5 protein-coding genes are annotated in these 6,742 nt (G+C 54.9%); 1 reads left to right on the forward strand and 4 read right to left on the reverse strand.

All coding sequences use genetic code 11. The features are described 5' to 3' along the window. On the forward strand, window positions 1-538 hold a 538-nt coding region (locus tag LLG96_20450; protein MCE5252581.1), incomplete at its 5' end, for a hypothetical protein. A gap of 191 nt (window positions 539-729) precedes the next feature. Here LLG96_20450 and LLG96_20455 read toward each other — a convergent pair. The 4 genes from LLG96_20455 to LLG96_20470 form a co-directional block, all read right to left on the reverse strand. Continuing rightward, window positions 730-2,049 (reverse strand): Gfo/Idh/MocA family oxidoreductase, encoded by a 1,320-nt coding sequence (locus LLG96_20455; protein MCE5252582.1) that lies wholly within the window; start codon window positions 2,047-2,049, stop codon window positions 730-732. Between the two features lie 219 nt (window positions 2,050-2,268). Next, on the reverse strand, window positions 2,269-3,357 hold the full coding sequence (locus LLG96_20460; GenBank protein MCE5252583.1) for a 4-phosphoerythronate dehydrogenase: 1,089 nt from the start codon (window positions 3,355-3,357) through the stop codon (window positions 2,269-2,271). A 257-nt stretch (window positions 3,358-3,614) separates the two neighbouring features. Further along, the gene (locus LLG96_20465) at window positions 3,615-5,450 is read right to left on the reverse strand and encodes an SUMF1/EgtB/PvdO family nonheme iron enzyme (protein ID MCE5252584.1); all 1,836 of its coding nucleotides are present in this window, start codon (window positions 5,448-5,450) and stop codon (window positions 3,615-3,617) included. Between the two features lie 75 nt (window positions 5,451-5,525). Next, window positions 5,526-6,404, reverse strand: coding sequence for a sugar phosphate isomerase/epimerase (locus LLG96_20470; protein ID MCE5252585.1), 879 nt, complete (start codon window positions 6,402-6,404; stop codon window positions 5,526-5,528). Window positions 6,405-6,742 lie beyond the last annotated feature (338 nt).

Here is a 6,742-nt window from a genome sequence, read left to right on the forward strand (position 1 = left end):
TGTCGTGGTCATCGCAGGTGAGCCGAACGCAGGCAAGACCGCCTACCTCCTCAATGTAGTCCGCATGAACATGGCCCGTCACGACATCCACTACTTCACCTCGGAGATGGGCGCCGCAGAGTTCCGGAAACGGCTCTCGAATTTCCGCGATGTCGCCCTCGATGACTGGCGGTTCAACCCCCGCGAGCGGAGCACGAATTTCGCCGATGTTATCCGACCGGATGCGGTCAACATCATCGATTACCTCGAAATCCACGAGGATTTCTACCGTCTCGGCGGGCAGATAAAGGCTGTCTTCGACCGTCTCAGAAAGGGCATCGCGGTCATCGCCCTCCAGAAGAACCTCAACACCGGCATCGGGCGCGGAGGCATCGCCACCCTCGAAAAGCCGCGGCTCTACCTCTCCATGAAGCCCGGCGCGCTCACCATTGTCAAGGGCAAGAACTGGGCGTCCCGCACCAATCCCAACGGGCTTTCGAGCCGGTTCAGGATCATCAACGGCGCTCAGTTCGATTTCGACGAATGGGTGAGAAATTGATAAGAAACAGTGGCAAAGGGACAGAGAGACAAAGGGACAAAGAGGAAAAAGCATTGACCCTCCTGTCCTCCGGACATCCCCCCTTTATAGGGGGGACACGGCGACTCGCCGCGCTGCGCGCCGACGCAGCGGGAGCAGAGGGGGGTCTCACTCAGTCCCTTTGCCTCTTTGTCCCTCTGTGCCTGCTTTTTTTACCCTTTTGGTCCTCCCGGTACCGGGATGGTCGTGTCGATCTGGGCGGGACCCATGGCGTATTCGGTGGGGCCGAGCCTGAGGTCGGAATCGAGCATTTCCTGCCAGGTGGTCTCCTTGCCGGTGTATGCGGAAATACGGCCCATGATTCCCATCAGGGTCGATTCGGCGGTTGCGACGATTTCGTTGACCGGTTCGCCGGTGCGGATGGCGGTGACGAGGTCGATGTGCTCCTGGTCGTACATCGAGATGACGGGTTCTTTTTCGCTTTCCTTGGCCTTCGGATCTTTTTCTTCCTTCTTGACCTCGAATTTCCATGCAATGGAGCCGTCACGGTTGTAGATGGTGTCATGGCAGTTGGTCGCGCCTTTCGTACCCACGAGGAAATCCGAGACATTGTTGGTGCACCCGTCGATCTGACGGCACATGCTGGAGAGGTGGAGCCCGTTTTCGTACTCGAAATCGACGGCGAAATTGTCGTACTGGTTGCCGGTGACACGGCGCTGACGGGAGCCGAAACCCACTGCCTTGACGGGGTGCATGCCGAGATACATGCTGATGGTGTCGAGGTTGTGAACATGCTGCTCTACAATGTGGTCGCCTGAGAGCCAGCACCAGTTGACCCAGTCGCGGATCATCCATTCCATGTCCGACCAGCCCTCCTGACGCTCACGGTACCAGAGCTGACCGACATTGAAGTAGCACCGGGCGGCGAGGACATCCCCGATTGCGCCGTCGAGAAAACGGCGGTATGTCTCGATCACCTGCCGCTGGTGACGGTAGCAGGTGCCGGATACGACGACCAGGCCCTTCGTTTTTGCCAGCCCGGCGGTCTCGATGACCGATTTCACCCCGACAGGATCGACAGCCACCGGTTTTTCGATGAACACATGCTTGCCCGCTTTGACAGCGGCGGCGAAATGCATGGGACGGAAATGAGGCGGAGTCGCATGGATCATGACATCGATGCCGGAGTCGAGCGCTTTCTGGTAGGCATCGAACCCGACAAAGCAGGTTTCCTCGGGAACGACCTGCCCCGTTTCCTCCTGAATCTTCTTGCGCGCTTCGTCGATACGATCCTTGAACGTATCCGCCATAGCGGTCACCTGAAGGTTCGGTCCGGCTTTGAGGAAATTGATCGCCGCGCCTGTGCCTCGTCCTCCGCATCCGACAAGCGCCGCTTTCAGCAGGGGACCATCCGGCGCCTTGTCGCGGAATTCGGGGAGTTTGACCTTCGGCTTTGCCTTTGCGCATCCGGCTGTCAGTGCGCCTGCGGCGAGGGCGGTTCCGAGAAATGTTCTGCGCGATTGTGTGCTCATCGTTCGTCTCCGTTATAGGGGTTATACAGTCAAAACGATTTATTCATAAAATTTAATAAACCACGAATTAACATGGATATACAAGGATTTGTATTTAATAATTAATTATGACGAGGACAGGTCGCGACCTGTCCCTACAGGCTACAGGTCTTTCCCCTTGTGCCTTGTGCCTTGTGCCTTGTGCCTTGTGCCTGTTTTTTCCCCTTCTGCCTGTTTTTATCAAACCACCACAAATCCGAGCCCGCGCAGCTTTTCAGCGGCGGAGCTGCACTCTCCGGGAACTACCTCGGTGGTCGGAAACTCTCGACGCACGGGATATTCTTTCCGCAGACGGTCGAATTCGGCCATGGACTGCCGGAATGTCGCGAAATCCTTACGGATATCGTACACCTGAAGGACAGCATCGCGGATGCAGTCCTCATCATGCGCTCCGGAGCAGGTTATACGCTTTCCGGGAGGCAGGACCCCGGCGGCTTTCCATGTCGGCTCTATTCCGAAATGCCTGCATACCGCATCGTACATCATCTGTGTCCCGTTGACCTTCCCGTCGAAGGAATAACCCGCGATATGCGGCGTCCCGTAAACCTTTTCCGCCAGGCTGCGGTCGATGTGCGGCTCGTTCTCCCACACATCGAGAATCGCGGCTTCTATGTTTCTGCCGAGCGCGCCGTGGAGAGCTGTCTCGTCGACGACGCTGCCTCGGGAGCTGTTGATGAGCACACCGTGGACGGCGTCGGTGAAATCCCTGTTGACCATGTGAAAGGTGGGATATTTGCCGTCTTTCACGAGCGGTACATGGAGCGTGATAAAATCAGCCGTGAGCACCTCTTCGAGCGGCAGAAAAGCGGGGTCTCCGGTCGCATCCTTCAGCGGGGGATCGTTTTTGAGCACGGTCATGCCGAGCTCCGCGCACTTTCGGGCGACCTTGCTCCCGACATTTCCGATACCGATGACGCCGATGGATTTCCCCTCGAGCCTGATGCCTCTGTCGTGCGCGTAGACGAGCAGCGCCGCAGTGACATATTCCGAGACAGAGTTTGAATTCGAGCCCGGCGCGCTCGCGAAACCGATGTCGTGAGTCTCCAGATACTCACGGTCGATATGATCGTATCCGATGGTCGATGTGCCGACAAAACGAACCGGTGTGCCTGCCAGCAAGGCTTCATTGACCTTCGTTATCGAGCGGACGATCAGCGCGTCGCAGTTCCTGAGCGAGGGGATGTTTCTGCCGTGGACAAGGGTCACATCGCCGAGTCCTGAAAAGGCTTCGCGGGCATAGGGGATATTCTCGTCGGCAACAATTCTCATGGAAATACCTTTTATTGAGTGTTGAGGTACAATGGGAATAACAGATTAAAGCGTAATATCCAGTAGTATCTTTGAATCAACTTGCATTATTGATACCCCTCGGCTTTGCCGTTTTTCCCTTATGAAACAAAGGGTTAGGTGACCCATTTTTCCCCCCTTAAAAAAGGGGGATGCCGGAAGGCAGGGGGGATCACATATTTTGACTCTATCAGGATCACTTCGGCTGAGTATAGTGCCTTTTCGAACGCAACCCGGTATTACCGGTTCATATCGGGTGCAAGGAATCGGTTCAGCCATTCGATCGACAGCCGCACAGCCTCGGGAGTGGGGGAGTGCCCGGTTCGATGGTTGTAATACCCGATATTCCCCGGCTTTCCGTAAATACCGTACACCTCGCGGGCGGCGTTGATGTAATACCAGCTCTTGTCGGTGTCGGAATCGTCCCCGCCGATCAGTAAAAACGGGCGCGGCGCGATCAGGCCGAGCAGTTCATGCTGGTCGGTGGACGGATCGATATTTCGAATATAATCACCGAAGTACCAGAAGTCATCATAATTGGTGAAGGTTAAACCGATTCCCGGCTCGGAGGCAACAACCGCGGTGATCCGCTCATCCATGGCAGCGGCATAGAGCGCCATCTTCCCGCCGAGCGAATGACCGATTATGCCGATGCGTGCATGATCCGCCTCGGGCATCGTATAAATGTAATCGATTACCCGCCCGGCGTCCCAGACCCATTTACCGAGCCCGGACAGGCCGGGGTGACGGAGTTTCAGCTCTGCGACCGCCTCCCCGTACTGCTCGCCGTAACTTTCGCCGAACCAGCGTACGGCGACCGCGATACAGCCCTGCTGTATCATGAGGTATGCAAATGACCGTACACCGGGCGGAGAATACGATCTCCCGCCCATGTTCTTTCCGGCAGGCGCATCGACATCGTAATACGGTGTGATGACCACCGGTGTCGGTGTAACGAGAGGTTTGCGGGGAATCATGACATAGATTTTTTCACGGAAGCCGGACTCCACCTGAAGATACATGAGCCTGCCGGTGTACTCCTCCTCCTCGAATGTTTCTATCGGGATGACCGACGGTTCGGGCGGGGTTTCATCGATTGTGCCTAAGAGCTTTTCCCATCGGGCGCGGATCGGCTTTTTCTTTTCCTGCCATTGCGGAACCGACTGAATGGTTCCGCCTTTGCCGTCCTTAACGAGCGAGACAAGATTTCCCAGAGAACCGGCGAATCCTTCGGGAGCCCTGTTGTAGGACTCGAACCAGGAAATTTCATCGAATTCCGGCGCTGCGGCCTTTCCCGCGATACTCCTGCATACCCTGAAGCCGGTGAAACGGCTTTTATGCTCGGGTTTCATCGATGACCGGAATCCTCTGCTCCAACTGTTGACCATGCTCATGAACGAGCCGCCGCGCAGTATCCGCTCGGTGCCCCGTGAGGGACCCTGTGGATTATGGAGGGGGATCGGGACGTTATCGACAGGATTGTCAAAATCGGAGCACCATTCCCAGACATTGCCGGTCATGTCGTACAGCCCCGGGGCGTTGGGCAGGAAGCTTCCGGGTTTCTGTGTGGTATTCTTCTGTAATGCCTGCATGAGTTCCGGTATGTTTTTCGTGTTGGAGGAACCGATGTTCCCGTAGCGGTGAACGGTTTCGGGAGTATACACGGTTTCGGTGCTGTCGGCGAGGCTCCATTCGGCGTCGGTCGGGAGCCGGTACCCGTTTTGTGCGAGATTGCATTCCCCCGTGGAAAGATCGTAACAGGGTGCGAGCCCTTCGCGGACGCTTCTCAGGTTGCAGTACCGGACAGCTTCCCACCAGCTCACCGTTTCGACCGGAAAATCCGGCCCCCGGTGATATGAGGGATTGTATCCCATGATATCCGCGAATTCTTTTTGCGTGACCTCGGTTTTCGCGATACTGAACGAACCGACCGTAACGGTCACCGGAATACCGGTTCTGCCATCGGTAACACGATACGATGCGCCGGAAATCGTTACGAACCGGTCGTTTTCGCCCAACACGGCGCCGGCACATGAAAACACCATGAGAAATGCAACGAAAACACAGAATCTCACCGATTTTTATCCATCACCTGATCGATTACGGGGAAAACATGAAATATGAGAAGCCGGAAAATATGTACAAAATCCTCACGATTTGAGCAAAGTCCTCATATTCTTCAGGCTGATCCCGACAGCTTCGAGGGGCGGCCGTTTCGTCCGGTCCTGTTCGACGATGAACCATGCCGCATTCGCCTCCTTTGAGGCCCTGACAATGCTTTTCATATCGAGCACACCTGTTCCCACCGGGGCGAAGCTTCTGTCGGCGTCATCGGCCATGTCCTTCATATGAATGAGAATACAGCGCTTGCCATAACGACGGATGAAGGCAGCAGGATTCTCCCCCGCGAACTGAACCCAGTACACATCGACTTCCGCCTTGACCAGCTCCGGATCGGCGGTCTCGTAAAGGTATTCGATAAGGAATTTATCGTTTTCCTTTTTAAACTCGAAATTGTGGTTGTGATAGCAGAGCTGCATTCCGGCTTTTTTTACGGCGGCTCCGATTTTATTCATGCGCTCCCCGAAAGCCTTGAAGCCCTCGGCGCCTTTATCACGCCATTCGCCAGGCATCGAAGGGCAGATGATAAATGAACTGCCGATACCCGCGTTAAATGCGATAGTCTCATCGAGCTTCTTTTCAAGATTTTCGAATCCCTCGTGAGTACCCGCGCACTTCAAACCGAGATCGTCGATGAGCTTTTTGAGCTCCACCGCGGACAATCCGCCGTAACCCGCGAATTCGACGCCGTCATACCCGATTGCCGCAACCTTTTTGAGCGTTCCGGTGAAATCCTTTTCGGTCAACTCTCTCAACGTATAGAGCTGCAGTCCGACCGGGGCCGTTTTCGGTTGTTTTTCGGCAGCCTGGCTTTTTTCCGGGGGGATGAAACTCCCGAAGCCGACAGCCGATATAACAGCAGCGCTTCGTGCGGTAAATTCACGTCGTGTGTATCGGTCGTTTCTCATGACATACTCCCTGATAATGTTAAAAATGAAGGACTGTATCGGATAGAATTATACCCTTTTTTGAATAAGCCGGTTTTTTTCATAGTATAATATACGTATGAGTGATTGGTATATTTTTTTTAATCAAAGAATTCTTCGCAGTTTACTGCGGGGAAAAAAAGCCCCCTTCCGTCACTTCGTGACACCTTCCCCCGTACCGGGGGCAGGAAACTACAGAAGTTGCACCAATTTCCCTTGCCCCCTTTAGAAGCGTGGTGAAAAACTCTACATGTCTGAATTATGGCTGTCAAGGGTCGGCACGAAGTACCAATTTACATGCCCTTGACAGCAACAAAACA

Source organism: bacterium, assembly GCA_021372535.1.
Taxonomy (GTDB): Bacteria; Latescibacterota; Latescibacteria; order Latescibacterales; family Latescibacteraceae; genus JAFGMP01.

What these genes read in the sequence shown, in the direction of transcription:
- LLG96_20455 (MCE5252582.1), bottom strand. Translation starts at nt 2,049, where the DNA reads ATGAGCACACAATCGCGCAGAACATTTCTCGGAACCGCCCTCGCCGCA.
- LLG96_20460 (MCE5252583.1), bottom strand. Translation starts at nt 3,357, where the DNA reads ATGAGAATTGTTGCCGACGAGAATATCCCCTATGCCCGCGAAGCCTTT.
- LLG96_20470 (MCE5252585.1), bottom strand. Translation starts at nt 6,404, where the DNA reads ATGAGAAACGACCGATACACACGACGTGAATTTACCGCACGAAGCGCT.